General features: G+C 60.1%; 24 protein-coding genes. 11 read left to right on the forward strand and 13 right to left on the reverse strand.

What is annotated here, in order from left to right; all coding sequences use genetic code 11:
- Window positions 1-110 precede the first annotated feature (110 nt).
- Window positions 111-680 (forward strand): hypothetical protein, encoded by a 570-nt coding sequence (locus tag EJA72_RS12725; protein ID WP_157711793.1) that lies wholly within the window; start codon window positions 111-113, stop codon window positions 678-680.
- Between the two features lie 3 nt (window positions 681-683).
- Here the strand turns inward: EJA72_RS12725 and EJA72_RS12730 are convergent, their stop codons facing one another.
- The 3 genes from EJA72_RS12730 to EJA72_RS12740 all read right to left on the reverse strand — a co-directional run bounded on the left by EJA72_RS12730 (window position 684) and on the right by EJA72_RS12740 (window position 3,702).
- Window positions 684-1,400, reverse strand: coding sequence for an alpha/beta hydrolase (locus tag EJA72_RS12730; protein ID WP_157711794.1), 717 nt, complete (start codon window positions 1,398-1,400; stop codon window positions 684-686).
- 178 nt (window positions 1,401-1,578) lie between these two features.
- The gene (locus tag EJA72_RS12735; RefSeq protein ID WP_157711795.1) at window positions 1,579-2,691 is read right to left on the reverse strand and encodes a succinylglutamate desuccinylase/aspartoacylase family protein; all 1,113 of its coding nucleotides are present in this window, start codon (window positions 2,689-2,691) and stop codon (window positions 1,579-1,581) included.
- Between the two features lie 231 nt (window positions 2,692-2,922).
- Window positions 2,923-3,702: an ABC transporter substrate-binding protein gene (locus tag EJA72_RS12740; protein WP_157711796.1), complete on the reverse strand. Its 780-nt coding sequence runs from the start codon at window positions 3,700-3,702 to the stop codon at window positions 2,923-2,925.
- Between the two features lie 161 nt (window positions 3,703-3,863).
- Between EJA72_RS12740 and EJA72_RS12745 the strand changes: the two genes are divergently transcribed.
- Window positions 3,864-4,520 (forward strand): type 1 glutamine amidotransferase, encoded by a 657-nt coding sequence (locus EJA72_RS12745; RefSeq protein ID WP_157711797.1) that lies wholly within the window; start codon window positions 3,864-3,866, stop codon window positions 4,518-4,520.
- 154 nt (window positions 4,521-4,674) lie between these two features.
- Here EJA72_RS12745 and EJA72_RS12750 read toward each other — a convergent pair whose 3' ends face one another.
- Window positions 4,675-5,109, reverse strand: a complete 435-nt coding sequence (locus tag EJA72_RS12750) for a rhodanese-like domain-containing protein (protein ID WP_157711798.1) — start codon at window positions 5,107-5,109, stop codon at window positions 4,675-4,677.
- Between the two features lie 101 nt (window positions 5,110-5,210).
- Here EJA72_RS12750 and ftrA point away from each other — a divergent pair, with 101 nt between their 5' ends.
- On the forward strand, window positions 5,211-6,185 hold the full coding sequence (gene ftrA / locus EJA72_RS12755) for a transcriptional regulator FtrA (RefSeq protein ID WP_157711799.1): 975 nt from the start codon (window positions 5,211-5,213) through the stop codon (window positions 6,183-6,185).
- 117 nt (window positions 6,186-6,302) lie between these two features.
- Here ftrA and cobF read toward each other — a convergent pair whose 3' ends face one another.
- Complete coding sequence (gene cobF / locus EJA72_RS12760; RefSeq protein WP_157711800.1) at window positions 6,303-7,058, reverse strand: precorrin-6A synthase (deacetylating); 756 nt, start codon at window positions 7,056-7,058, stop codon at window positions 6,303-6,305.
- On the reverse strand, window positions 7,058-7,630 hold the full coding sequence (locus EJA72_RS12765) for a histidine phosphatase family protein (RefSeq protein WP_178129340.1): 573 nt from the start codon (window positions 7,628-7,630) through the stop codon (window positions 7,058-7,060). The genes cobF and EJA72_RS12765 overlap by 1 nt, the downstream gene beginning before the upstream one ends.
- Window positions 7,631-8,135: 505 nt before the next feature.
- On the opposite strand from EJA72_RS12765, the gene EJA72_RS12770 reads away from it, so the two are divergent.
- The 3 genes from EJA72_RS12770 (at window position 8,136) to EJA72_RS12780 (ending at window position 11,247) form a co-directional block, all read left to right on the forward strand.
- Window positions 8,136-9,152, forward strand: coding sequence for an arginine N-succinyltransferase (locus EJA72_RS12770; protein ID WP_157711802.1), 1,017 nt, complete (start codon window positions 8,136-8,138; stop codon window positions 9,150-9,152).
- A 61-nt stretch (window positions 9,153-9,213) separates the two neighbouring features.
- Entirely contained in the window at window positions 9,214-10,248 is a 1,035-nt protein-coding gene (gene astA, locus EJA72_RS12775) for an arginine N-succinyltransferase (protein WP_157711803.1), read from the forward strand.
- Window positions 10,249-10,377: 129 nt separating this feature from the next.
- The gene (locus tag EJA72_RS12780; RefSeq protein WP_157711804.1) at window positions 10,378-11,247 is read left to right on the forward strand and encodes an oxaloacetate decarboxylase; all 870 of its coding nucleotides are present in this window, start codon (window positions 10,378-10,380) and stop codon (window positions 11,245-11,247) included.
- Between the two features lie 141 nt (window positions 11,248-11,388).
- On the opposite strand, the gene EJA72_RS12785 is transcribed toward EJA72_RS12780, so the two are convergent.
- Window positions 11,389-12,462 (reverse strand): diguanylate cyclase, encoded by a 1,074-nt coding sequence (locus EJA72_RS12785; protein ID WP_157711805.1) that lies wholly within the window; start codon window positions 12,460-12,462, stop codon window positions 11,389-11,391.
- 251 nt (window positions 12,463-12,713) lie between these two features.
- Here EJA72_RS12785 and EJA72_RS12790 point away from each other — a divergent pair, with 251 nt between their 5' ends.
- The 3 genes from EJA72_RS12790 (at window position 12,714) to EJA72_RS12800 (ending at window position 16,817) form a co-directional block, all read left to right on the forward strand.
- Complete coding sequence (locus tag EJA72_RS12790; protein WP_157711806.1) at window positions 12,714-14,168, forward strand: NAD(P)/FAD-dependent oxidoreductase; 1,455 nt, start codon at window positions 12,714-12,716, stop codon at window positions 14,166-14,168.
- A gap of 21 nt (window positions 14,169-14,189) precedes the next feature.
- Entirely contained in the window at window positions 14,190-15,131 is a 942-nt protein-coding gene (locus EJA72_RS12795) for an alpha/beta fold hydrolase (protein ID WP_157711807.1), read from the forward strand.
- Window positions 15,132-15,422: 291 nt separating this feature from the next.
- Window positions 15,423-16,817, forward strand: a complete 1,395-nt coding sequence (locus EJA72_RS12800; protein ID WP_157711808.1) for a VOC family protein — start codon at window positions 15,423-15,425, stop codon at window positions 16,815-16,817.
- 151 nt (window positions 16,818-16,968) lie between these two features.
- Here EJA72_RS12800 and EJA72_RS12805 read toward each other — a convergent pair whose 3' ends face one another.
- Window positions 16,969-17,646 (reverse strand): type 1 glutamine amidotransferase domain-containing protein, encoded by a 678-nt coding sequence (locus tag EJA72_RS12805; RefSeq protein ID WP_157711809.1) that lies wholly within the window; start codon window positions 17,644-17,646, stop codon window positions 16,969-16,971.
- 420 nt (window positions 17,647-18,066) lie between these two features.
- Between EJA72_RS12805 and EJA72_RS12810 the strand changes: the two genes are divergently transcribed.
- Entirely contained in the window at window positions 18,067-18,585 is a 519-nt protein-coding gene (locus EJA72_RS12810; RefSeq protein WP_157711810.1) for an Hcp family type VI secretion system effector, read from the forward strand.
- 467 nt (window positions 18,586-19,052) lie between these two features.
- On the opposite strand, the gene EJA72_RS12815 is transcribed toward EJA72_RS12810, so the two are convergent.
- The 5 genes from EJA72_RS12815 to EJA72_RS12835 all read right to left on the reverse strand — a co-directional run bounded on the left by EJA72_RS12815 (window position 19,053) and on the right by EJA72_RS12835 (window position 24,268).
- A complete protein-coding gene (locus EJA72_RS12815) occupies window positions 19,053-19,631 on the reverse strand; it encodes a hypothetical protein (RefSeq protein ID WP_157711811.1) in 579 nt (192 codons plus the stop codon).
- 133 nt (window positions 19,632-19,764) lie between these two features.
- Complete coding sequence (locus EJA72_RS12820; protein WP_157711812.1) at window positions 19,765-20,007, reverse strand: hypothetical protein; 243 nt, start codon at window positions 20,005-20,007, stop codon at window positions 19,765-19,767.
- Between the two features lie 62 nt (window positions 20,008-20,069).
- Window positions 20,070-21,137 (reverse strand): lipocalin-like domain-containing protein, encoded by a 1,068-nt coding sequence (locus tag EJA72_RS12825; RefSeq protein WP_157711813.1) that lies wholly within the window; start codon window positions 21,135-21,137, stop codon window positions 20,070-20,072.
- Window positions 21,127-23,598, reverse strand: coding sequence for an FtsX-like permease family protein (locus tag EJA72_RS12830; RefSeq protein WP_178129339.1), 2,472 nt, complete (start codon window positions 23,596-23,598; stop codon window positions 21,127-21,129). Before EJA72_RS12830 ends, EJA72_RS12825 begins: the two co-directional genes overlap by 11 nt.
- A 1-nt stretch (window position 23,599) precedes the next feature.
- Entirely contained in the window at window positions 23,600-24,268 is a 669-nt protein-coding gene (locus EJA72_RS12835) for an ABC transporter ATP-binding protein (RefSeq protein WP_157711814.1), read from the reverse strand.
- A gap of 59 nt (window positions 24,269-24,327) precedes the next feature.
- Here EJA72_RS12835 and EJA72_RS29265 point away from each other — a divergent pair, with 59 nt between their 5' ends.
- Entirely contained in the window at window positions 24,328-24,456 is a 129-nt protein-coding gene (locus tag EJA72_RS29265; protein ID WP_256679687.1) for a hypothetical protein, read from the forward strand.
- Window positions 24,457-24,917 lie beyond the last annotated feature (461 nt).

Below are 24,917 nucleotides of genomic sequence, written 5' to 3' on the forward strand. Positions count from 1 at the left end.
CCTCGCAAGCTCGGCAGCTGCTACAACAGCATGCAGTGTTCGGCAGCTGCTACAAATTGCATTCCATGGGATGATTGCCCTCACCGCGCGATCATCCCTGGAGAATTCACATGTTTTTGTTGAGTAAAAAAGCCGCCGTCCTGTTGCTGATGGCGGCGGCCAGTCTGGGGACGTTGAATGCGCAGGCGGCCAGTGCCACGTCCAGCGAGGCGCCGGCGCAAAAGGTCTCGATGCTGGGCGGCAAGTTCACGTTCAACCTGCCCAAGGGCTTTATCGCCAACCCGCTGCCGGCCAGCCCGTCGGGAGCGAGCGGCACCATGTACAGCAACTCGACCACCAAAACCGTAGTGATCGCCGCCGAAAACAGCCTCCCCGCAGGCGTCAAGGTCAAGGATAATGACGGTGCGTTTCTCGACGGCACCCTGGCCGATTTCGACACCTCACAGCGCAAAGCCCTGCCGGACTACAACAAATTGAGCGAAAAAAGCCTGACCCAAAAAGGCACCGGGCTCGGTATTCGACAAATTGACGGCACCGCCAAACAAGGGGGTGGCATGACCCTCAACTCAACGCTGATCGCGGCCTCCGGCACACGCATGGCCGTGGTTCAGATCATTTCCCGCCCCGCCGACATGGCCGCCCACGAAACCCTGATCAAGCAGATCGTCAGCGGCAAATAAGGCTCAGGGGTTGAGACGCTGCAGCCAGGCATTCAAATCCTCGATCTCGGCGGCACTGATGTTGTGACCGAGACCCTGGTAGGCGTGAAACTCAGGCTTGAGCGCCAGGCCTTGCAACACGCGATTGGCGTCACTGCCGTCAACAAAGGGCAAGCGTTTGTCCGCCGTGCCATGACCAATGAAAATCGCCAGCGCCTGGCGCTTTTCATCCGGTTTGAGCGCGGACTTGAGCACCGGCAGAATCCGCCCGCTCAACGCGGCAATCCCGCCCACGGCTTCGGGATGACGCAAGCCCACTTCGTAGGACATGATCGCACCCTGGCTGAAGCCCACCAGGAAGACCTTGTTCGCCTCGGTGTGATACTTCTTCACTGCCTGTGCGACAAAATCCAGCACCCGCTGGCTGCTGGACTTCAGATCGTCTGTCTCACCGTTGTAGGCACCTTCGCCCTTTTTGCGAAACCATTGGTAGCTGCCCTTCTCCATGTCCATCGGCGCGCGCACTGACAGATAGGTGTACTGCGCGGGCAACTCATCCTTGATGCCAAACAAATCCTGCTCGTTACTGCCGTAGCCGTGGAGAAAAATCACCAGCGGCTGGTTACGAGATTCAGGGTTGGCCTGCTCCAGGTAGTTGAGCGGCAGATCGGTTTGCAGTGGGGTTTGAGCGTGAACGGTGGCAGACGCCAGCAATGCCAGCAGGGCGAAAAACTTCAACATGGGCGTTCCTTCGGGTGCGCAGGGTTTGGGGGTGAGCCTAACACCGTGAAGCTTGCTGGGGGATTTTGGCTGTTGCTGGTATCGCCATCGCGAGCATGCTCGCTCCTACAGTCGAAATGCATTCCAAATGTAGGAGCGAGCCTGCTCGCGATGGGGCCCGCAAAAACAACAAAGAACTTCAATCGTTAATCAGCTTCCCAACCCGAATCGCCTCGCGCCCCGCGACCTTCGCCTGCCACGTGCCCGGCTGGGTATAGCGCCCACGATCGATCGCAAACAACACACCGCTGGTCCCGGCACAAACGGTCGTGACCCGGTCGTTCAAAGGATCGACCACTTCAAACAACGCATCCCCCTTCTCCACCCACTCCCCGGAATCGCGCAGGAAACTCACCACGCCGTGATGCGGCGCAAACAGGTATTGGGTGCCTTCGAACGGCATGCCTTCACAGCATTCACTCGGTGCCGCCGGCCAGGAGCCTTTGATGAAACCCTGCTCGGCGAGGAAGCCAAGAATCGCTTCGCAATTGGCCTGTGCCTGATCAACCCGGGTATCGCCCATGCTGCCCAGTTCAAGCGTGGTCGCCAGGTTGGCCGGCGGAATCGCGGCGTTGGGGAACGCACTGGCCAGGCGCAGCCACGGCGATGAGCACGATTCGTCGAACGAGCTGCCACCGGAATCTTCACAGAGCAACGCGACTGCCGCTTTCAGGCGCGCGGCCAGGGACTGCCATTGCGGCCAGTGTTGCGGCAACGCGTAGATGTGGATGGCAGCGTCGAAATCGCAATGCAGGTCGAGGGTGATGTCGGCGTCGCAGGCGTGGCGCAGCAGCAAGCGATGCATGGCTTCCAGCTGCGAGGCCGGTGCCGGCAAATCGTCGAGGACCTGGCCCATGGTCTGGCGAATCAGCGCAATGTTGGCTGCCGCGTCGTCGCCCAGGCGATCTCCGATCAAGGCGCCGACCGGTGCGCTGAGTTCGACGAACGAGCGGTTGAAATTCTTGCCGCTGCCCAGTTCGAAGCGACCCATGTGGCTGCCTTGCAGGTGCTGGTCGAGGCCGATGGGGTTGGCCACCGGAACCAGTTCGATCACGCCTTGCAGTTGCCCCTGGTTTTCCAGTTCGGCCAGGCGTTTCTTCAACTCCCAGGCAGTGCGCATGCCCGGCAGTTCGTCAGCGTGCAGGCTGGCCTGGATGTAGACCTTGCGGGTGCCGGCGCCAAAGCGAAAAACGCTGAGTGTGCGTTCGCTCCCGAGGTGGCTCCAGGGCAGTGAATGGTCGATGCGTTGCATGTGAGGCTCCTGAATGCTGGGACGGCGAAATTCAACATGTGGGAGCGAGCCTGCTCGCGATGGCGTAGTTTCAGTCGACATCAATGTTGAATGTCAGTCCGCCATCGCGAGCAGGCTCGCTCCCACAGGTATCTCAATTCAATTCAATTCAATTCAATTCAATTCAATAGAAAGCAAGCATAAAAAAAGTGGCCACCGCGTCAACGGTTGCCACCTTTTTAAACAGCTCGATTACTCGCCGTAAACGTCAAACTTGAAGTACTTGTCCTGCACTTGCTTGTACTTGCCGTTGGCGCGGATTTCGGTGATGGCGGTGTTGAATTTCTCGGCCAGGGCGGTATCGCCCTTGCGCACGGCGATGCCGGCGCCGCCACCGAAGTATTTCGGATCGTTGTACTCAGGGCCCACAAACGCGAAACCTTTACCGGCGTCGGTTTTCAGGAAACCGTCGTCCAGGTTGACCGAGTCAGCCAGCAGCGCGTCAACGCGGCCAGACACCATGTCCAGGTTGGCTTCCTGCTGCGAACCGTAGCGCACCAGAACGATGCCGGCCGGTTGCAGCACTTCAGTGGCGAAGCGGTCGTGGGTACTGGCGCGCAGCACACCGACCTTCTTGCCTTTGAGCTCGGTCAGCGGGTCTTTGACGTCGGTGCCTTCCTTCATCACGAAGCGCGCCGGGGTGTGGTAATACTTGATGGTGAAATCGACGTTCTTTTTACGATCGTCAGTGATGGTCATGGACGACAGGATGGCGTCGATTTTCTTGACCTTCAGGGCCGGGATCAGACCGTCGAACTCTTGCTCGACCCACGTGCATTGCACTTTCATCTGCTCGCACAGGGCGTCGCCGATGTCGACGTCGAAACCGGTCAGTTTGCCGTCAGGGGTTTTCATCGAGAATGGCGGGTAACCGGCTTCGATACCGATGCGGATCGGCTTGGCGTCTTCGGCCACAGCGGTCAGGGACAACATCGACAGTGCCAGGGCACCGAACATCACTAGCTTCTTCATTTATAACTCCTGTGTACGGAGGCTTTTATTGGCAGCGTTCGATTGGTAGCTTTCGGTCAGAGCTTTCTTGTAGGTGTCGACCGAAGTGGGCGGCAGTCTAGAGCGGCTTCAGGCCGGTAAATTGTGTATAGGCGACAAATACTTATGAAAAAGTGGCAAGCATGAACGGTGAGACACGCACGTTGAACCTCGTTCAGCATCACCCCGCTGAAGGTCCGGGGGCCATTGGTGACTGGGCCGTGTCCCGGGGATTGACGCTCAACGTGTTTCGGGCAGACCTCGACCAACTGCCTCCAGTGAGCGGTGCGCCGGTGATTGTGCTGGGCGGGCCTTACGAATCGAATGCCGGGCCAGCATGGCTGGCGACCGAACGCCAATGGCTGGCGGGCAGTCTGGCGCAAGGTGCGCCTGTGTTTGCCATTTGCCTGGGGGCGCAGTTGCTGGCATTGAGCCTGGGCGGGACCGTGCGACGGATGGATCGGCCAGAAACCGGCTGGACCCGAGTGAAGTTCGCCGATGGCGGAGATTTGAAGGTGCTGGAATGGCACGAAGACGCAATCGATCTGCCACCCGGTGCGCAATTACTGGCCAGCAGCGATGAGTGTGAACAACAGATGTATCGCGTCGGGCCGACGCGGGTCGGACTGCAGTTTCATCCGGAATGGAATGCTGCCTCGGTGGCGATCCTCAACGCGCATTTTGCCGAGGAATCGCCACTGCCACGGGAGCCACAGGACAGCGCCGCCCATGCCGTCGTTTTTGACTGGTTGAGGGCGACGCTGGATCAGTGGTGGTCAGCGGCTTCAGGCAAGCACTAACCTGTGGCGAGGGAGCTTGCTCCCGCTCGGCTGCGAAGCAGCCGCAAAACTTCTGCACGCGTTCACAAGTGAGTCGGGTTGCTCAAAATGGGGCCGCTTCGCAGCCCAGCGGGAGCAAGCTCCCTCGCCACGGTTTTTCGGCGACTTTTGAACTTCAGCATTCGCAACCTATTGCATTCGTGGCCGGGCGTTGCGCCGAAACGCTCAACTCAAACCCTTCATCCAGCCACCCGGTCACCCCGCCAATCATCTCTTTGACCGGGTAACCCAGCGCCGCCAGTTTCACGGCGGCCTTGTTTGCGCCGTTGCAATGAGGCCCGGCGCAATAGACCACAAACAGGCTGGATGTCGGGTACACCGCCAGGGCTTCGGCAGTGAGCAGACGGCCCGGAATGTTGATCGCCCCCGGCACATGCCCCCGCTCGAACGCCAGCGGGCCGCGCACATCGACGAGGATGAAATCCACCTCCCCGGCCTCTTGGCTGCCAAAGACGTCGGAACAATCGGTTTCGAAGGTCAGACGGTTGCTGAAGTGCATCAGGGCAATGGCCGATGGGGCGGCGGGGATGGCGCGGACCAGGCTGGTCATGGGCTGTACTCCAAAGTTTCGGTGGGTGCAGGAAGACTTTATCCGGGCGCTGCTTGACGCTACAGTGGCGCACAAGACACTCACCGGGAACTTTCCGCCAAATGCAGCCCACCCCTGGATTGGTCGCAATCCTGGCCTACGACGGCCTCTGTACCTTCGAGTTCGGTATCGCCGTGGAGATCTTCGGCCTGGCGCGGCCGGAATTTGATTTCCCGTGGTACACCCATCGCATCGTCGCCGTAGACCCGGGCCCGATGCGGGCCATGGGGGGTATTCAGGTGCTGGCCGATGGCGGCATGGAACTGCTCGAGGACGCCCGGACCATCATCATTCCGGGCTGGCGCGACCGCCACGCGCCGGTGCCTGAAGCGTTACTCATGACCCTGCGCCAGGCCCATGCCCGGGGCGCGCGATTGGTGTCGATCTGCTCGGGGGTGTTCGTGCTGGCGGCCACCGGACTGCTCGACGGTCACGGCGCCACGACGCACTGGCGCTACACCACCGAGCTGGCCGAGCGCTTCCCGAACATCCTGGTCGACCCGGACGTGTTGTATGTCGATTCGGGCCAGTTGATCACCTCGGCCGGGAGTGCGGCCGGCATCGACGCCTGCCTGCACCTCGTGGCGCGGGACTTCGGCACTCAAGTGGCGAACTCGGTGGCGCGGCGGCTGGTCATGTCGCCGCAACGTACGGGCGGCCAGGCGCAATTCATTCCGACCCCGGTCAGTCCTACACCGCGCAGCGACCTTTCCCGCGTGATGCAGTGGGCGCGCGAACGCTTGCATGAACCGCTGGAGGTTCGCGACCTGGCGAGCGAGGCGGCAATGAGTGAGCGGACCTTTCTGCGCCGCTTCACCGAAGCCAGCGGCCTGTCCCCCAAGACGTGGTTGCAACATGAACGCTTGGGGCGCGCTCGTGAGTTGCTGGAAAGCACGACCCAGAACACCGACCAGATTGCCGAGCGCTGCGGTTATCGCTCGGTCGAGAGTTTCCGGGTGGCGTTTCGCAGTGTGGTCGGTGTGCCGCCGTCGGTGTATCGGGAGCGGTTTGGGCGGGAGGTCAAGGCCATTTCCTGAGGTGTGCTTTCGGGCCCTATCGCGAGCAGGCTCACTCCCACAGGGGATCTCAAGTGCTTACTCGATCCCTGTGGGAGCGAGCCTGCTCGCGATGGCGTCAACCCAGACACCGCGATTTCAAGGCTTTCGCAACAGGTACGTATCCATAATCCAGCCATTGGCCAACCGCGCCGCCTTGCGCACCCGCTCGATCTCATCCGCCACATCCCGGAGCTTGCCACTGATCAAAATCTCATCCGGCGTCCCCAGATAAGCCCCCCAGTAAATCTCCGTCTCCCCGTCCGCCACCCGATGGTAGGAATCTTCAGCATCGAGCATCACCACCACGCTGTCGGCATCGCTGACCTGCCCCGCCGCCAACCGCCGGCCGGTGGTGATTTCGACCGACCGCCCGATGCGATTCAGCGGCACCTTGTGTTGCGCCGCCAGGGCCTGGACGCTGGTGATCCCGGGAATAACCTCGAACTCGAAGGCACACCGGCCAGACGCCAGAATCGCCTGCAATATCCGCACGGTACTGTCGTACAACGCCGGATCGCCCCACACCAGAAAACCACCGCATTGGTTGTCGGTCATTTCCTCATTGATCAGCCGTTCGAAGGTGCGCTGCTTGGCACTGTTCAGATCTTCGACACTGGCCGTGTAGTCCACATCGCCGCGTACACGTTCCGGGCTATGGGCTTCAACGAAACGGTAGTCACGCCCGGTGATGTAGCGCTCGCAAATCTCACGGCGCAGGTCGATGAGTTTGTCTTTGCTCTGCCCCTTGTCCATGAGGAAAAACACGTCGACGAGGTTCAGTGCCTTCACGGCCTGCATCGTGATGTAGTCGGGATTGCCGGCGCCGATACCGATCACCAGAAGCTTTTTCATCACGGGGCTCCTTCAACGATGGTATCGATCAGGCGCAACCGCCAGCGGCCGGTAAAGCGCAATTCGATGGCAGACAGCGGTTCGACATCAATCAGGTTGAACGCCGTGCTTTGCAGCACTTGTGTCAACACCGCGCGAATGACGAACGGATGGGTGATGGCGACAATGTGCCCCGGCGTGGCCTCCAGGGTCGTCAGCCAGTCGGCCACCCGCTGACCGAGTCGCATCACCGACTCGCCACCGTGAGCCGTCGAATGCGGATCATCGAGCCACGCCTGAAGCGCCTCCGGTTCGGATTTTTGCACCTCGTCGATCCGCAGACCTTTCCAGCGTCCGAAATCGCAATCGCCCAACGCCGCGACGATCTGCGCATCGTTACCGAAAAGCTCGGCGGTTTCCCGGGTCCGCCGTTCCGGGCCGCAGAGTAGGCGCGGCGGTTTATTGAACAACACCGCCCGCGCCCCCCTCGCCGATTGCCAATCCATTTCCACCGGCTCATCTGTAGGAAAACGCGCCAATTTCTGTGCGACGGTTCGAGCGTGGCAGATCAGGGTCAAACGTGTCGCTTGCACGAAGGGTTCACTCGGTCGCTGGGAAGGGGAAATGACGCCAAGGCGCCAATACTCGCGTAATTGTGCCGCAAGCAACGTGGTTGGGGGCATTTCGTTTCAATCGGCGGCCTGGAACGAAAGGCCTGTTTCCCCCCTAAAAACGGGTATCTCTGACAGACCTTTAGGCAATGGCCTACAAAGCCAATCGATGTCCCTGTAGCCCCGATCATGCGGGGTTTTCGTCTTGTTTCAGGGCACGGGAAAACCACACAAAAATAAACTAGACAGGGACGACTCGTTAAATAAATACTCCTGTCCCGACGGCACAAATCAATGTGCCACTATCCAGAAAGATGAGCGCCAGCCCCGAGAAACCGGAGCCCAAAAATGGCACGGGCCGCCTCGTCCAATGGCTAAAAAAGAGCGGCGCCTGACACCCTTCAGGCAACCGCCGATGTAATGCATGGAAACCGACAGTGATAGTCAGGTTCGGCACCACCGAGCCCTTTGATACAGGAGTGCATCCATGCTGGTCTTGCGTCCAGTCAAATTAACCGACCTGCCCGAGCTGCAACGGCTCGCTCGCGAGAGCCTGGTGGGCGTCACTTCATTGCCCGACGACGCCGATCGTTTGTGCGAGCGAATTCTCGACTCTTGCACTTCTTTCGAAACAGACGTCCAGGCGCACGGCCCGGAGAACTATTTCTTCGTGCTAGAGGACCCGGCGACCGAGCGTCTGGCCGGTTGCTCCGAAATCCTCGCCACCGCCGGTTTCAACGAACCGTTCTACAGCTTGCGCAACCGGCATTTCACCAGCGCCTCGCGGGAACTGAACATCGAACATGGCGTGCCGGCGCTGTCGTTGTGTCATGACCTCAGTGGGCACACCTTGCTGCGAGGTTTTCATATTGATGCGGCGCTGGTGCGAACACCGTATTCGGAGTTGCTGTCGCGGGCGCGACTGATGTTCATCGCCGCTCACTCACGACGCTTTGCCGAAGCGGCAATCACCGAAATTGTCGGTTACAGCACAGATGAAGGCGTGTCGCCGTTCTGGGATGCGGTGGGCAAGCATTTCTTCGACCTGCCCTATGCCGAGGCCGAGCGACTCTGTGGCCTGGAAAGCCGCACGTTCCTCGCCGAGCTGATGCCGCACTACCCGATCTATGTGCCGATGTTGCCGCAAGCGGCCCAGGACTGCATCGGTCGAATCCATCCCGATGGCCAGGAAGCCTTCGATATCCTCGAACGCGAAGGATTTGAAACCAACAGCTACATCGATCTGTTCGACGGCGGCCCGACCCTTTACGCCCGCCTCAGTGGCATCCGTTCCATTGTGCAAAGCCAGACCGTCACCGCCAAATCGGTGGCATCCATCGATGCACGAGGCAGGTATCTGGTCAGCAACGACTCGCTGCATAACTTTCGGGCGATTGTCGCCGAACTGGATTACAACGGTGGGCAAACCGTGGGCCTGGATGCCCGGATGTTTGCGGCCCTGGGCGTAACCGACACCCGCCAGATCCGGCTGATTGCCTTGTGAGCAGTCTCGGGCCCCGTATCGAGCGAATGCGCCACAACCGGTACGAAGAAGGAGCTTCATCATGATCGTCCGCCCGGTTCACATCACCGACTTGCCTGCCCTGTTTGCGCTGGCACGGCAAGCAGGCCGCGGGTTTACGCCTTTGCCGGCGGACGAAGACCGCCTGGCCCACCGGGTGCGCTGGACGCAAAGGACGTTCGCCGGGCAGGTCGAGCGGGCCGATGCCGACTACCTGTTCGTACTCGAAGACGAGGATCAGCACGTGGTGGGCATCAGCGCCCTGTCGGGGGCCGTTGGTCTGCGTGAGCCCTGGTACAACTACCGGGTCGGGCTCACGGTCAGTTCGTCACCGGACCTGGGTATCCAGCGCCAGATCCCGACCCTCTTCCTGAACAATGAAATGACCGGGCAATCGGAACTCTGTTCGCTGTTCCTGCGGCCCGACCAGCGCCAGGGCAATAATGGTCGAGTGCTGTCGTTGGCGCGCCTGTTGTTCGTCGCCGAATTCCCTCACTTGTTCGGCGACAAACTCATCGCCGAGTTGCGCGGCCAGGCCGACGAACAAGGGTGTTCACCGTTCTGGGACAGCCTGGGCCGGCACTTTTTCAAGATGGATTTCAGCCACGCCGATCACTTGTCCGGATTGGGCAGCAAATCGTTCATCGCCGAACTGATGCCACGCCAACCCCTGTACACCTGCCTGCTCACTGAACAGGCCCAGGCCGTGATCGGCAAGGCTCACCCCAACGTCGAGCCAGCCCTGAAAATCCTCACCGCCGAAGGATTTGCCCACAAGGGTTACATCGACATCTTCGACGCAGGCCCGGTCATCGAAGCACCGGTGTCGAGAATTCGCACGGTGCGCGACAGCCAGGCGCTGACATTGACACTTGGCACCCCGGACGATCAGGCGCCCGTGTGGCTGATCCACAATCGTCGCCTGGAAAACTGCCGCATCACCGCCGCCAGGGCAAGGCTGCTGGGCAACAGCCTGATCGTCGACCGCCTCACGGCCAGGCGCCTCCAGCTGCAACCCGGTGACTCGGTTCGCGCGGTCACGCTGTTCAATCAGTTACAACAGTCCGTGGCGGCGTAATCGACGACAGTCCATCGCCCACGCAAATTCGTCATCATCTTCCCTCCTTCCGCGTGATAGCCTTTTGTTCTTTCGGCGTTGACACTTTTGCTCAAGCCTTTCCATTCCCATTGCAGTGGTGGAACTCGTATGTCCAGGCTTTCCCATCAAGATTTACGCCGTAACTTCCGTGAATTGTTCGCGTCCAACACCTGCTACCACACCGCATCGGTCTTCGATCCGATGTCGGCGCGCATTGCCGCTGACCTGGGTTTTGAAGTGGGCATCCTCGGCGGTTCCGTCGCCTCGTTGCAGGTACTGGGCGCCCCTGACTTTGCCTTGATCACCCTCAGCGAATTCGCCGAGCAGGCCACCCGCATCGGTCGTGTCGCCCAGTTGCCGGTCATTGCCGACGCCGACCACGGCTACGGCAACGCGCTGAACGTGATGCGCACCGTCGTCGAACTGGAGCGCGCCGGCGTGGCCGCCCTGACCATCGAAGACACCCTGTTGCCGGCCCAGTTCGGCCGCAAATCCACCGACCTGATCGGAGTGGCGGAAGGTGTCGGCAAAATCCGTGCGGCACTGGAGGCCCGGTGCGATTCGGAAATGGCGATCATTGCCCGCACCAACGCCGGCATCCTGCCGATCCAGGAAATCATCAACCGCACCCGGCAATATCAGAACGCCGGCGCGGACGGGATTTGCATGGTGGGTGTGCAGGACTTCGACCAACTCGAGAAAATCGCCGAGCACCTGAGCGTGCCATTGATGCTGGTGACCTACGGCAACCCGGCGCTACGCGACGACAAGCGCCTGGCCGAACTGGGCGTGCGCGTCACCATCGATGGCCATGGCGCCTACTTCGCCGCGATCAAGGCGACTTACGACAGCTTGCGTGAACAACGGCAGATATTGACCCAGACCTCGGACCTGAGCGCGACGGAACTGACGCATACCTACACCCAGCCTGAGGAATACATCCATTGGGCGGAAGAGTTTATGAGCGTTAAAGAGTAAAGGTTTAGATCGTATAGGCCGATCCGACGCCATCGCGAGCAGGCTCACTCCTACAGGGATCTACAGTGAACGAACTACTTGTGTTCACCATCGATCCCTGTAGGAGTGAGCCTGCTCGCGATGGCGTCTTCAGCTACGCCTCTAAACCGAATCAAGCATCTCACGCTCGGGCTCACCCCCACTGCCGCAAATCACCCGATTGCGGCCAGTGGTCTTGGCTTCATACAGCGCCTGATCGGCGTCATTGAGCCAAAGGGTTGCGTCGGTGTGCGCCGGGTTGAAGGCAGACAGGCCAATGCTCAGACTGACTTTCAACGCCGGACTCTGTTCGTAGCCCAGCGTGGCAAACCGATCCCGCAAGGCATCCATGACCACCGCCGCGCTGGTGAGCGGCAGGTCTGGAAGAATCACGCAAAACTCATCGCCGCCGTAACGCCCCGCAACATCGGTCGCGCGCAGGTTCTGCTTGAGCATCTTGCTGAGCTGGCGCAACACAATGTCACCGGCCACATGGCCATAAGTGTCATTGATGGTCTTGAAATGGTCGATATCAATCAGCGCAATCGCCCCGCCCTGGTGCTGGCGCCGGCAGCGCTGAAACTCGATTTCCAGCTGATCCTTCCAGGCGCCATGGTTAAGCAGCCCGGTGAGGCTGTCGGTGCGACTCAGCGCCAGCAATTCTCGCTTTTGTCGCCCAAGGGTGTGGGCCTGACGGAAACAGATCCAGCCCAACGCCAGTGGATACAGGCACATCAAGGGTAAACAGGCATACAACTGCAATTGACTGGTTTCAGGGACAAACACCGGCCTGAAAATCAGATAGCCGACGCCGATACCGAGTAACTGCGCGACACCGCCCGCCAACAAAAAACGCAAGCCGCCGATGGCCACGTTGTTCATCGCCATCATCGCAATGGTAGTCGCGCTGGGCAGCGGGTTGAACTGCATGGCGACGACCCAGAAACCACCCAGAAAAGCGTCCACCAGCAGGTTGCGGTGTTCAGCGTGATAAGGCGCTTGGGAACGACGGGCCCACTGATACGCCAAATGCGGCCAGAGCAGTCCGTTGAACAGCATCATTCCCCAGACCCAGGGCGCAGGGTCCAGCGGGTACATCGCTGCGCTGACGCACAAAAGCCCCAGCAGCAACCCCAGGGTTCGCGAGGTATAGAGCCGTCTGGCCAGTGAAAGTCCTTTTACTCCCGCATTTCCCATAGGGGCCTCTTGCCACTGAACGGAACCTGAGAATCAGGGTGGCGTGTGCTCGGAGTCTATCAGGGCAACGTTAAATAGCCATCACCGTAGGAGCAATGCTTGCTCGCGAAGAACGATGACACGGATGGCCTGATGTACCGCGTTTAAATTCTTCGCGAGCAAGCAACGTTCCTACAAGAGCAGGAACATTGTTCCCACAATTGGCTATACATGAAGGAAGGTTTTGATCCGTCACGAAATAACGGAGACCCATGCAGACCTTTCAGGTGTTGATCATCGGTAGCGGATTTGGCGGCCAGTGCGCTGCGATCAATTTGCTCAAGGCAGGCATCGACGATTTTCGCCTGCTGGAGCGGCGCGACTTCTTCGGCGGCACCTGGTGCCAGAACACCTATCCCGGTGCGGCGGTCGACGTGCCCTCGCCGCTTTACTCACTCTCTTTCGCGCCCTACCGCTGGACGCAGATGTTCGCTGAACAGGCGGAACTGCATCGCTATACCCAGCATGTGGTGGAACACTTTGGGCTGCGCGACAAAGTGGAGCTGGAGGCGAATGTCGAGCGCATCGAATGGGACGACGAGGGCAAGCGCTGGGCGGTGCACACCGCCAGCAAAGGCACGTTTCATGCGCAGTTCCTGATCAACGCCACCGGGCCGCTGAGCCAACCCGTTGTGCCCCGCTTTCCTGGACAGGAGCGGTTCCAGGGCAAGACGTTTCACACCAACCATTGGGATCATGCCTACGACTATCGGCAAAAACGTGTCGCGATAGTCGGCAGCGGCGCCAGTGCGGCTCAGGTGATCCCGGCGATTGCCCCGCAGGTCGAGCAATTGCACGTGTTCCAGCGCACGCCGCACTGGGTCTTGCCCAGGGCTGACCGCCGTTTCGGCCGGTTCCAGCGCTGGTTGCTAGGCCTCAAACCGGCCTACAAACTGCTGCGCTGGATGATTTACTGGCAATTCGAAACACGGGTCATCGCGTTCAAATACTCGAAACCGGCGATTCATTTGGTCCAGCAACACGCCCTGCGCTTCCTCAAGCGGCAGGTCCCCGACCCTGAGTTGCGACGAAAACTGACCCCGGATTTCACCATCGGCTGCAAACGGGTGATCGTCTCGAGCACCTTGTACCCCGCGCTGGGTCGGCCCAATGTCACCCTGCACAGCCGTGAGCAAGGGATCGCCTCCCTTGATGAAACCGGAATCGTCACCCAGGACGGCCAGCACATCGACCTTGACCTGATTGTGTGGTCCACCGGTTACGACGCCACCGACGGGGTCATTTCCTACCCGGTGACCGGAAAAAACGGCAAGCAACTCAGCGATTTCTGGGCGACCTACCCGCGTGCCTACCTGGGCACCAGCCTGCCGGACTTCCCCAACCTGTTCATCGTGACCGGCCCCAACACCGGCATCGGTCACACCTCGGCGCTGTTCATCATCGAGTCGCAGATGAACTACATCCTCGATTGCATCCGCACACTGAAAGAACAGGGTTTACGCAGCATCGAAGTGCGCCCCGAGGCAGAACGTACCTACACTGAAATGATCCATCGAGAGATGGAGCGCACGGTGTGGAAATCGGGCGGCTGCCACAGTTGGTATCAAAGCAAGAGCGGTCATGTGATTGCCATGTTTCCGGGGTTCAGTTTCAGTTATCACCGACTGACCCGGGCGCTGAAACCCGCCGACCACATTCTGTCCTGATCACGTAAAAGGAAGACGCTGATGCTTGTGCTGGTAGTCCTGATAGCGGTTTTCGTGGCCTGGAGCTGGTTGAGTTACCCGGCGATCGGGTATTGGCTCTACGACCTCAATATGGCCGTGGAGGCCAAGTTGTATCGGCTGCACAAGATCGTCGTACCCATCACCGAGATGACGGTTTCGACCTGGCAAGGCGGCCCCTACGAAGCGTCCAGCAGTGTGCTGATGCTCCACGGCTACAGCGCCGACAAGAATATCTGGCTGCGCTTTGCCCGCCACTTTGTCGGCCATTATCGAGTGATCATCCCCGACATCGCCGGCCATGGCGAAACCGGCTTCAAGGCCGGCGGTGGTTATGACATTCCGTTACAGGCCAAGCGGATGATTCAGTTGCTCGATGTGTGCGGCGTCGAGAAAGTCCATGTCATCGGCAACTCCATGGGCGGCTACATCGCGGCGTGGCTGGCGGCCACTTACCCGGACCGGATCGCGTCGGTCGCGCTGATCGACCCCGCCGGGGTCACGTCCCCCGAAGCCAGTGACCTGGAACGGCATTTGGCCAAGGGCCATAACCCGTTCCTGATTCACTCGAAAGAAGAATTCAGACGCTTCTATGCCATGACCATGGCCGAGCCGCCATGGGTGCCGGCGGTGGTGCTCGACGCCATTGCCCAGCGCTATCAACAGCAGCGCGAAGAACTGGAGGAGATTTTCAACGACTTCCGCGCCAGCCCGCCGATGGAACCCAAACTCCCCGCCATCACGGTCCCGGCGCTGTTGCTGTGGGGGCGCAAGGACCGCTTGATCGATGTCAGCAGCGTGGCGGTCTGGAGCAAAGGTATCGCCGATCTCAAGGTGGAAATCTGGGACCACATCGGCCATATGCCGATGGTCGAGTACCCGTCGGGTACAGCGCGCCTGTACCGGGAGTTCCTGGCCTCGCAGCGCTCGCAGCTCCCGGTATAACAGTAGCCGCGAGTTCACCTGTAGCAGCTGCCGAGCTTGCGAGGCTGCGTTCGGCTGCGAAGCAGTCGTAAAGTCAGGCGAATCGGTATTCCAGACAGACCGTGGGCGCAGGTTTACGACTGCTGCGCAGCCGAACGCAGCCTCGCAAGCTCGGCAGCTGCTACAGGGAACTCTGCGACTGCATCCAGTCCTTGGCAGAATGAAGTTCGTAAGATTCTTCGTTTGTCGGCGCAGCTGAAGGCTGCGATCTTTTCCTGCATCCTTCACGTCACCGCGCCAGGAATTTTTTTCATGAGCCATCCCGATTTCATCAGCCCCGACCTGATCCGCCAGCGCTTTTCCAAAGCGATGTCCGACATGTACCGCGAGGAAGTACCGCTGTACGGCGCGCTGATGGAACTGGTGGAACAAACCAACCACCACGTGCTGGAAAACCACCCGCAAATCGCCCGGCAACTGAATAGCACCGGCGAAATACAGCGCCTGGATCTCGAACGTCACGGCGCGATCCGTGTCGGCACCGCTGCCGAACTGGCCACCCTGGCCCGGCTGTTTGCGGTGATGGGCATGCAGCCGGTGGGCTATTACGACCTGACCCCGGCCGGCGTGCCGGTGCATTCCACCGCGTTTCGCGCGGTGCATGAAGCGGCACTGCAAGTCAGCCCATTCCGGGTGTTTACCTCGCTGCTGCGCCTGGAGCTGATCGAAGACCTGGAACTGCGAGCCTTCGCCGAATCGACCCTGGCCCAGCGTTCCATCTTCACACCCGCGGCACTGGCACTCATTGAACGCGCCGAAACCGATGGCGGCCTTAGCGAAAAAGATGCACAGAATTTCGTCGAACAGGCACTGGAAACTTTCCGCTGGCACCACAGCGCCACCGTCACCGCCGAGCAGTATCAGCAGTTGAGCGCCCAGCATCGCCTGATCGCCGACGTGGTGGCGTTCAAAGGTCCGCACATCAACCACCTGACACCGCGCACGCTGGACATCGACATCGTCCAGGCACAAATGCCGGCCCACGGCATTACCCCCAAAGCCGTGATCGAAGGCCCGCCGCGCCGCCAGTGCCCGATCCTGTTGCGTCAGACCAGTTTCAAGGCCCTGGACGAACCGATTGCCTTTACCGATCAAACGGACACCCGGGGCAGCCACAGCGCACGCTTTGGTGAAATCGAGCAACGGGGTGCCGCTCTGACCCCCAAAGGCCGGGCGCTTTACGACCGCTTGCTCAATGCAGCCCGGGACGAACTCAAGGACTTCCCAAACGAAGCCAACGCTGCGCGTTACAACGCGCTGATGGCGCAACACTTCGGCGAATTTCCTGACACTTACGAAGGCATGCGCCGACAGGAACTGGCGTACTTTCGCTACTTCGTCACGGAAAAAGGCCTGGCGGTGGGCGACCTGAAGACCGCGTCGCTTGACGAACTGGTCAATGACGGGCATTTGCAGGTGGAACCGCTGGTGTATGAAGACTTCCTGCCGGTCAGTGCCGCGGGAATTTTTCAGTCGAACCTGGGGGACGCGGCGCAAACCCACTATGGCGTGCATTCGAACCAGCAGGCGTTCGAGAAGGCACTCGGGCAGTCGACCATTGACGAACTGGGTTTGTATGCCGAAACCCAGCGGCGCTCCATTGCCGAATGCTACGCCGCGCTCAACCTCTCCCCTCTAAGGACATAACGCGAACCTGTAGCAGCTGGCGCAGCCTGCGTCCGGCTGCGAAGCAGTCGCAAACCTGCACCCACGATTTTTCTGAAAAACCGCGGCGGCTGAGTTACGACTGCTTCGCAGCCGGACGCAGGCTGCGCCAGCTGCTACACGGGTTTTGTGTTTACTTCAGTTTTGCGAGCAGTGCTTCGGCCGCCGCTTCCGACGAGGCCGGGTTCTGCCCCGTCAGCAGCAAGCCATCCGTGACCACATAGCTCGCCCAGTCATCGCCCTTGGAATAAATTCCGCCCTTCTCCTTGAGCATGTCTTCCACCAGAAACGGCACGACATCCGTCAGCTGCACCGCGTCTTCTTCGCTATTAGTGAACCCCGTCACCCGCTTGCCCTTGACCAAGGGCTGACCGTCCGCACCTTTGACATGCCGCAACACACCGGGTGCATGGCAGACCGCCGCGACCGGCTTCCCGGCCTTGTAAAACGCTTCGATCAGCGCGATCGAGTTTTTATCCTCCGCAAGATCCCACAACGGGCCATGACCACCGGGATAGAAAACCGCGTCGTAATCGTCGGCCCTCGCGCTGCTTAACAGCGCAGTCGAAGCCAAGGCCGATTGAGCGGCGGCGTCTTTGCGAAAGCGCTTGGTCGCTTCAGTTTGTGCATCCGGCTCATCGCTCTTAGGGTCCAGCGGTGGCTGGCCGCCCTTGGGCGATACCAGGGTCAGCTGTGCACCGGCGTCTTTAAAGGCGAAATACGGGGCGGCAAATTCCTCCAGCCAGAAGCCTGTTTTCCTGCCGGTATTACCCAATTGATCGTGGGACGTTAGAACCATCAGGATTTTCATGTCGTTCTCACTCCATTCCAGGGTTTGTTCGGAGGTTCACCCGCGTACGAGCGACCTGAGTGATGGACCTTACGCGGTGCCAGTTTGTTTCAGCGGTCATTCGCATTCGCTGGTTGCTGGCGCATGGCCTTGATGTGCTAGAGGTGGCGCAACACCACTCCGTAAAAAGCGCGCGACCTGTTGATTGAAGACTATGGCTGCAGAAGGCTGCAAGAGCCTCCACGAGGAATTGCTCAGTGCTGCGCAACTCCTTGCGCGTATGCATGAGAACCCTCTCTGTATATTTCAGAATTCGAACAGAAAACGTTTTATATTATTGATATAAAAGGTTTTTTTATTTTTGGCATGCACATTGTTAACTGTGAGGGACCGGCCAATACCGACTTTTGGCCCTTCACGTAGTTAGCAAGGAGAGCATCCATGGCTTCACCCGCGTATATGTCCGTTACGGGCGAGAAACAAGGTTTGATCACGTCTGGCGTGTCTACCCCGGAATCGGTTGGCAAATCCTTCCAGATAGAATTCGCAGACATGGCCATGGTGCAGGCGGTGAGCCATGAAGTGATGCGACCGATCGACGCGCAGTCCGGTCAACCGACCGGTCTGCGCGAACACAAACCTTTTGTGGTTACCAAAGGGTTTGATAAGGCTTCACCCCTCCTGATGGCGGCACTGTGTAGCGGCGAGCCCATTACCAAAGTTGAAATCCATTGGTACCGGAGCGTTGGAGCCGGCCAGCAACACTACTACACCACCACGCTGGAAGACGCAGTCATCGTTCGTATCAAAGACTATATGTACAACTGCCAGGACCCGGCGACCTCGCACTTCGCCCAGCTTGAAGACGTGCACTTCAGCTACCGAAAAATCACCTGGACAAACTTGGCATCCAGTACTTCTGGGCATGATGACTGGCGTAATCCGGTTCTTGTCGGCTGAAGCCACTCAACAAATCAGCCCGACAGGTACGGTGCTGAATATGTAACAAGAAACATACACGCGAAATTATTACTAAAGCTATCAGCTTCTAGTGGAAAACGGCGTTAACGCAGCAATACGCTCAGCACCTTGTTCTTATCCTTAAAACCGGACAATAAAAAACGGGCGATCAAATGATCGCCCGTTTTTTTTTAAATACGCTCCCAGAAGACCATTCTAGAGAGGGTGTCCGCCCAGTGAAATGGCCTCGGCAATCCATGCACCGGTAAAGAGCCCGACACTGGGCGAACGGTCAGCATTTTAATAGAAGTTTCGGGAAATGTCCGCGTGCTTAAACATGAAATTTATCGACACAATGTTAAAAAAAATGTCAGTCGTCATACCCTGCCAGAACACTTCGACACCCCCCTCATTAAAACGGATCGTTCTTATACATGAAACTGTACAAGAACGATCAATACGTAGAGTTAATGCTGGGTTGTCACTTTCAGAATATCGGTATAGGTCACTACGACGCTCTGCCCGACTTTCAAGTCTTTGAGTTTCGCTTGAACTTCTGGCCGTTCGACATCGAGCGTTTTCGACTGCCCGGCCGGGTTTTTGAGGGTTACCTGATTTTTAGCCAGATCAATTTTGGTGATCAGCAGCTGGACCTGCACCTGCCGATACGCCTCGCCACCGGGGTTCGGGTTGTCTTTGCCGGCGCGGACTTCGCCGGTACGCTCGGTAGAACCTGGCAGCCCTTTGTCGACGTCGGTGTCGAGGTAGGCCGCGGCCGAATGGGTGACGTCGATCCTGACTTTATCCCCAACTTTCAGTTTGCCCAGGTTCTTGGCCTTATCGGTCAGCTGTACCGGAACTTCCTGGCCTTCCGGCCCTTTGAGGACGACCTGATGATTGGCGGCGTCGACCGCCAATACCTCAGTGTCCACCCGATCGGCTACCACGACGGCAGACAGCGGAATGTCCGCAGCCATGGCGCTAAGGCTGGCGGCCGACAGCAAGGTAGCGAGGGTGATGGCTTTAGTCAGTGCGTGGAGTTTCATGAGTCGTACTTTCCCTGTTAATGAATGGCAACAGTCGGCGACCGCTCCAAAGGTCAGCGCCAACCGTGCACAGGAGCATAGACGCTCATCAGATGTTTGCAGTTTCTCGCGACAATACCTCGTTCGTTGCGTCTCATGCCTCAGGGTCGTCCACCGCTTGGGCGACGTTCACGGCGGGTGAGTCTTTGTGGGATTGCTCGGCCTTGGTCATCAGGGCTTTCCATTGATCAAGGTCGATAGCTCCCTGCCCCAGTAAATCGTTGGCCACTCGCAAGAGTTCAGCGTAGTGCGCGTCCGGTGATTGCTGCCAATAGGCCTTGTCTTCGAACAGGCGCTGCCAGGAATCAAGATCAGGTGGTTTGAGGTCGTCGCTCATGGCGGACTCCTGTGAATGAGCCTCTTGACTTAGGAGGCCATCGCTGGCGCGAGAGTTCCGATTCAATAACCGGTCATTTCCAGATAGCCCTGCCCTGCATGACTGCCACTCAGGCGCACGGGCCCTTCCCAATACGGAATGCGCAAATTCATCCAGGCCTTGGGGTTCAGGGCATCAAGGGTGATGTCGAGGTGTTTGCCGGGAATCTGGATTGACCAGCGCACCGGCATCGAACGGCCGGCGACAGTCGCGGTGTCGTGTGGCGTGAGGCGGATGTCGGCGCCGTGCAATTCCTGGGTCTGGCCCTGAGCGTCAATCCAGGTGCCCGTCAGATAAGGTTCGCCGTTCTTTTGCCGCATGCGGTACAGCATGATCTGTTCGCCGCTGTCCAGGTGCAGCGAAAACCAGTCCCAACCGGTCTGATTGGCGGTCAGCGGCTGGCTGCTCCACTCGCGGTCGAGCCAGGCCGGGCCGCTGACCTGATAGGCCTGACCGTCGATTTCCAGCGTGCCACGGGCCTGGAAAAAAGGCTGGCTGTAGTAATACGACGCCTGGCCTTGTTCGGATTTCTGACTGAACCCCTTGTCGCCCTGAAGCACCAGCGGGCGTATGGACGTGAGCCGCAGTTGATAGCTGAAACCCTTGTCGCGGGCGCTGAGTTGCAGATCGTCCAATGCCGCAGAATCCTGGCTGCTGAACTGCCAATCGTCGATCCACGCGTTGAAGGGTTGCACGCTCACGCCGGCCTGACCGACACCGCCACGGGCGTAGCGCTCAGCGGCGTGATGCACCGTCTCCGACGTCACCGCCGCATGGCCCAGCCAGATTGTCTGGTTGCCCCAGCCCGCCACCTCGGGCGTGGCTTTCAACGCACTGCGGAACAAGGTCCATTGCACGCCGAATTCACGGCCCTGCTCATCCTTGAGATTGGCGGTGACGTACCACCACTCGATGCGAAAACCATCGTGAGCGCCGTGATCCGCCGGGAAGCTAAACACTCGGCCAGGCACCACCGGAGTAAACGTGGCGGCTTCCCCGCCAAGACCGGCGAAGCCTTTTTCGACCGGCGTCGAGTCATCGCAGCCGCTCAACATCAGGATCAGCAGCAATGCGCAGGCCTTAATCCTCATGGGCAAACGTCCTCAACAGATCGGCCGGTTGCGTGCGATACAGCGTGTAGAGCGGCCACGCCGACGCCAGCAAGGTCGCGAGCAGCGCCAGCCCCATCAACTGCAACAGTTGCAGCGGAAACACCCGCAGCGGCAACCGCCAGCCGAACGCCTGCACGTTGATCACCGCGTCCAGGCACCAGGCCAGCGCGATGCCCAATGGCAAGGCGAGCACCAGCGTCAACACGGCCAACAACCAGGTTTGCCCCAGGTTCAGCAGCATCAGTTGCCGGCGCGTCACACCCAACGCCCACAATGGGGCAAGTTGTCCCAGGCGGCTCTGGCTTTGGGTCAGCAGGCTGATGAACAACGCCACGCCCGCGACGGCCAGGGTCAGGCTGTTCAGCGCGGCGGTGGCGGCGAAGGTGCGTTCGAACACTTGGCTCGACCAGCCTTTGAGCCGGACTTGATCGACGATGCGGCTGTCGTCCAGGGCGAAGCGTGCTTGCAGCGCCTTGAGAAACGCCGGGATCGCCGCCGGCTCGATGCGCAGGTTGAAACGGTTCGGTGTCAGCTGCGGCCAGCCGCGGAGCAAATGGTTGATGTTGACCAGCAGGTGGCCCTTGGGATTGCCGTAGTCGGCGTAGATCCCGACGATCCGCGGCGACCAGGCGCCGTTCGGCGTGGGGATCGTCAAGTGATCGCCCAGGCGCACCTTCAGCCGCCGGGCCAGTTGCTCGCTGAGCATCAGCGCATCGTCCTTGGCCAGTCGGTCCCAGGGATTGTCGCCCACGGCCTCCAGCAGCGGCCAATGCTGGCGATAGGTCGGGTGATCGATCACGCCAAACACTTCGGCGGGCCAGCCTAGGAGCTGAATCGACACCTGCCAATTGGGCAGCACCGCCGTCAGTTGCGGTTGCTGTTTGAGCCAGGCATGGAGTTCTCTGGCCTGGGCCGGGTTTTGCGGCGTGAGGTAGAGCTCGGCGGTCAGGCGCTGTTCGAGCCAGTCGCTGAACGTCTGGCGAAACCCGGCGGTCATGCTGCCCGCGCCGATGTTGGCCGCCAACGCGAGCAGCAGCGCCATCAGCGCCAGGCTCAAGGCCGGCAGTTGTTGGCGGCAGTCGGCGAGAAACCATTGACCGAGTACCGAGCGGCTGCGGCTCAGCACCAGGTTCAACACCAGACTCAATACCACCGGCAACGCCAATGCGGCGCCGAGCAGCAGCGCGGCCATCAGCACAAAACCGCTGGCGAGGCTGTCGCCCCAGATCAACGCGACCAGCGTGATCAGCGCAGCCACCGCCGCCACCCATCCCTGGCGCCGCAACCAGCGGGCATGGGCTTGATGCCAGGCTTGCGGATCGGCCAGGGCCAGCAACGGCAGGCGTGCCGCTCGTAGCAGACTGTTGGCACCGGCCAGCAATGCGCCAAGCAGGCTCAGGCCGATTCCACTGAACCACCACAATGGGCTGAGGCTCAGCTGCCCCGGCACCTCGGCGCCGTACAATCCGCGCAGACTGGCGGCGACATCCGGCAGCAACACGCTGGCCAGCAGGTAGCCGCTGGCAACCCCCGCGAGCCCGCCGATCAATGCCAGGCCGCCCAGCTCAACCGCAAGGCAGGCAATCAGCATTCGCGCGCTGACGCCGCAGGCGCGCAAGGTCCTGAGCAAGCCGCGACGCTGCTCCAGCGCCAGCCCAATCGCCGCGTGCACGATGAACAAACCCACCACAAACGACAAAAACCCCAAGGCATCGAGGTTCAGGTGAAAACTCTCGGTCAAGCGCGACAGGTTGTTTTCTTCGCCGCTGGTCTTGAGCTGCAACTGCCCCTTGAAAGGGTCCGGCAAGGTCGCAGAGAAATCCTTGGGCAACAACAGACGCGACAGCTGATCCGGCAACCCCAGAATCTGCTGCGCGAAGCCAATGTCCACGAGCAACACACCGGGGGCCATGTCGGCCTGAGCGTGCAGCGGCGGCAATGCCACACCGTCCGAACTGAACAGTTGCTCCCCTTCACGCGCGCCCAACCCTTGCAGGGTTTGCGGCGAAATCCAGGTACTGCCCGGCGGGCTAAAAAACGTAACGATCTGCTCGATTGCCAACGCCTTCCCGGCCACCGCCGCCCCCGAGGGCAATGACACCGGTTCGATCCCCATCAACTGCAAGCGTTGCTCTTCATGACCTTTGATCGTCAGCCGACCTTGCAACACCGGCGACACGGGCCAGCCCGCACGGCGCAAGTCGACAAACAGCTGCTGAGAGAAGGTCCCGCCATTGGGCGCACTGAGGCTGGCCTGGGGTTCGCCGCCGATCAACTGGCTGGCGAGCGCGTAGCTTTCCCGTGCATGGCTGTTGAGCGCCTGCACACCGGTCAGCAAACTGGTGGCCAGCCACAATCCGGTCAGCACACTGAAAAATTGCACCGGGTGCTGCCGCCAGTGGCTGAGCAGTGCCCGCAACGTTTCGCGAAAGACCCGCACCTCAGCGCTCGTCCGCGCCAGCCAGACAACCACCGTGCAGCACCACTCGGTCCGCCAGGCGCGCGGCGACTTTCGAACTGTGGGTGACCATCAGCAACGTCGTCGGGCTGTCGTCAAGCAACTCCAGCAACAACTTCAGCACCTCGTCGCTGGTCGCCTCATCGAGACTGCCGGTGGGCTCATCGGCCAACAGCAGTTTCGGCTGCGATGCCAGCGCCCGGCCCAGTGCCACGCGCTGTTGTTGACCACCGGACAGTTGCTCCGGATAGCGCCGCAGCAAGTCCCCCAGCCCGAGGCGTTGCACCAGGTGCGCCTGCCAGCGTGGGTCATGCCGACCTGCCAGCCGCGCCTGAAACGCCAGGTTGTCCTCGACCCGCAGACTGCCAATCAGGTTGAACTGCTGGAACACCAGGCCGATTTCGGTGCGGCGCCAATTCGCCAGTTGCCCTTCGCTCATCTGCTCCAACCGGTGCTCGCCACTGTGGATGCTGCCACGGTCCACCTTGTCGAGCCCGGCGATCAGGTGCAGCAACGTGCTTTTGCCACTGCCGGACTCACCCATCAGCGCCAGGCTGCCGCCGGGTTTCAACGTCAGGTCGACACCTTGCAGCACCGGCAGCGGACCTTGTGCAGTGGCGTAGCTTTTGAAGACGCCGCGAACCTGAAGCATGGGCAAACCCGCTCGATGAACATCCGGCAAGGATAGCGGCCCTGCATGGTTTTTGTCCGATGGCGATTGCGGCCCTGCCCGATCAGGTGCGCGGCCTCGATGTGGCCAACATGACGATCATCGAAGGCGACGACGGTCTGATCATCATCGACCCGCTGACCATAGCCGAAACCGTAAGGCGGCCTTAAAGCCGACCTGATTCTTGTGGCGCACACATACCCCCTGTGGGAGCCAGCCTGCTGGCGATGGACGTCAACGAGAACGCGCCAAGTCAGGATGAACGCGTTGTCTGAACGACCATCGTCGGAACGCCGCCCGGAGCAAGCTTCGCTCCTACAGTGAACCCGGTACATTCGGGAAATCGGGGTGGCCGTCAGGCCGCAATCGCCAGCAGGCTGGCTCCCACATTTTTGAACCGGGCACACCCGCAAGAACCAGGTCGGCCTGAAGGCCGCCTCGCCTTGCTTTTGATCGAGGTGCCCCGTTAAACCACGATGGCCGAACGCAGGCATTGCGCAGTGGCCTGAAAACCGGCCTGATTTCTGGCGCACACATACCCCCTGTGGGAGCCAGCCTGCTGGCGATGGACGTCAACGATAACGCGCCAAGTCAGGATGAACGCGTTGTCTGAACGACCATCGTCGGAACG

Origin of the sequence: Pseudomonas sp. PB120, from assembly GCF_009761815.1 — a bacterium.
Lineage (GTDB): Bacteria > Pseudomonadota > Gammaproteobacteria > Pseudomonadales > Pseudomonadaceae > Aquipseudomonas.